Origin of the sequence: Sinorhizobium sp. BJ1 (assembly GCF_002531555.1) — a bacterium.
GTDB classification, from domain to species: domain Bacteria; phylum Pseudomonadota; class Alphaproteobacteria; order Rhizobiales; family Rhizobiaceae; genus Sinorhizobium; species Sinorhizobium fredii_B.
The window spans coordinates 1-2613 of record NZ_NWTH01000092.1; the positions used below are offsets into that span (position 1 = coordinate 1).

General features: G+C 61.0%; 2 protein-coding genes. Both read left to right on the forward strand.

Annotation, left to right across the window (positions count from 1 at the left end):
- Positions 1-83 precede the first annotated feature (83 nt).
- Positions 84-1049, forward strand: a complete 966-nt coding sequence (locus CO676_RS34110) for a hypothetical protein (protein ID WP_097524293.1) — start codon at positions 84-86, stop codon at positions 1047-1049.
- 27 nt (positions 1050-1076) lie between these two features.
- Positions 1077-2384, forward strand: a complete 1308-nt coding sequence (locus CO676_RS34115) for an extracellular solute-binding protein (RefSeq protein WP_097524294.1) — start codon at positions 1077-1079, stop codon at positions 2382-2384.
- Positions 2385-2613: the final 229 nt, after the last annotated feature.

Below are 2613 nucleotides of genomic sequence, written 5' to 3' on the forward strand. Positions count from 1 at the left end.
AATGTGCAAACTATTTCGCCGCAGCAGGATATGACCCCGATTAAAACGGACGGGCTCTAGCCCTTCAATGCCACACGCTTGGGATGGACCTCGCTCGGGTTACCGGTGAATCGGCCTACCTGTTGGAGGCGCACCACCAGCTCTGGGGCGCCAACTTCTATCTGGGCAACTACAGAACCAGCGAGATACATGCCAACCAAGGCATGGCCATTTACGACTACGATCGGCATCGCCACCTCGCTTGGGGCTACACCGGGCATGACCCCGGCGTGTGCTGCCGGGCGTTCTCGGCACAGATGTTGTGCATATGCGGCCGGCCCGACCAGGCGGTCAGTCGCTCGCTGGAGACGATGGCACTGGCCGAACGGGATGCGCATCCCTTCACCATGGCGCAGGCCCTGTTGAGCTTCAGCTTTGTCCATCTGATGCGTCGTGAATTCGCTGAAGCTCGGCGTTGGGCGGAAAAGGGCGTCTCGCTGTGCACGGATCTCGTTATTCCCTTGGTGCTCGGCCAGGCGCGTGCCTATCTCGGCTGGGCGATTGCGGGCCTCGGCCATGTCGACGACGGCATCCGGGAGATGCGCGAGGGGATTGCGATCATCTCGGGAACCGGCGCCGACATGGGGACCGCGTGTTACCTGTGCGCCCTGGCACAAGCCTGCGGCGCGCAGGGCGAAGCCGAGGAAGGGCTGGCGGTACTCGACCGCGCGTTCGCCACGCTTGGCAAGACGGACTCTGTCTACCAATTGCCGGAACTGCTGCGCGCCAAAGCTGAGCTTTTGCTCTTGCTCGATCCAGCCTATGAGGCGGCGGAGGGTTGGTTGCATAAATCACTGATCGCGGCGCGCGAGCAGGGTGCGCGGTCATCGGAGCTGAGGGCGGCGCTCCGGCTCGCAGGGGTCCTTGTCCAACACGGTCGCTCCACCGAGGCAAAGGAGCTTCTTGCGCCAGTTCATGCGGGGTTCCGCGAGGGTTTCGATACGCCCGATCTGGTTGAGGCAAAGAGCTTACTGCAGAAGCTTTCAAGTCCGGCGCCGACGCCGCGATAGGAGGCAACGAACTTTGGGAGGAACACGATGTTCAGGCAAACGTGCATTGCTCTGCTCGCCGGCGTTGCACTCATGCTTTCAGGCAAACCGGCTTCTGCCACCGAGCTCACGATCTTGTGGGCGGAATGGGATCCCGCCAATTATTTGCAAGAACTCGTCAACGAGTATGAGAGGCGCACGGGCGTCAAGGTGAATGTTGAAACGACGACCTGGCCGGACTTCCAGACCAAGGCTTTCGCCGAATTCAACGCCGAGGGCGATGCCTACGACATGGTCATAGGAGACTCGCAGTGGCTCGGCGCCGGCTCGACCGGCGGCCACTATGTCGAGCTCACCGAATTTGTCGCGAAGCACGATGTTGCCAAGCTGATGGCCCCGGCCGCTCTGAAATTCTACGCCGAGTATCCGGGCAACAGCGGCAGGTACTGGGCGATTCCGCTCCAGGGTGATGCCGTCGGCTGGGCCTACCGCAAAGACTGGTTCGAGGACCCGACGGAAATGGCCGACTTCAAAGAGAAGTACGGCCGCGACCTCGCGGTGCCGAAGACTCTTAAGGAGATGCGGGACATCGCCGAGTTCTTCCATCGGCCTGACCACAAAAGATACGGCATCGCGATCTACACCGACAACTCCTATGATGCTTTGGCGAGCGGCTTCCGAAGCGTGCTCTTCTCATATGGCGGCGAGCTTGGCGACTATGAGACCTACAAGGTCGACGGCTTCATCAATTCCGACAAAGCCGTCGCCGCGCTCGAATTCTACAGGGAGCTGTACAAGTTCACGCCTCCGGGCTGGGCCAATTCCAAGTTCCCGGAGGAGAACCAAGCAATCACCGAGGGCTTGGCCGCGATGAGCATGAACTATTTCGCGTTCTTCCCCGCGTTGATCAACGAGGCCGCCAATCCCAATGCCAAGGGTACCGGCTTCTTCGCCAACCCGGCCGGACCGAACGGCGACCAGTTCGCCGCGCTCGGCGGGCAAGGCATCTCGATAATCTCCTACTCGCAGAAGCAGGACGAGGCCTTCAAGTTCCTCGAGTGGCTCATCAAGGACGACACGCAGAAGAAGTGGGCAGAGCTCGGCGGCTATTCCTGCAGCGCGACCGTGCTGCGATCGGATGCCTTTCAGCACGCCACGCCGTATAACAAGGCATTCTACGAGACCATGTTCAAGGTGAAGGATTTCTGGGCGGTTCCGGAGTACGCGGAACTGCTGCAACAGTTTAACCAGCGCGTCTATCCGTACGTCACCGGCGGCCAGGGCACGGCCAGGGAGACGCTTGACGCCCTCGCCGCGGACTGGAACGCGACCTTCAGGAAGTACGGGCGCCATTAATCGGTGTGCCTATGCAAGGGACGCATCGCGTTTCACACCGAAACATCGTGAAGGCGATGTCGAACGACAGGTTTGGCGATGCAGAGCGGACCTTTGCGAGGCGGCCGCATAACTTCGGCTTCGTCCGCATCTCAGCCATTCGGGCTAACCGCAGCAGACGACCGGTCACCACCGAGGCTGTGTGGAAACGCCTGCTGCCGTGGATCTGGGTGACGCGCACACGGTCTGA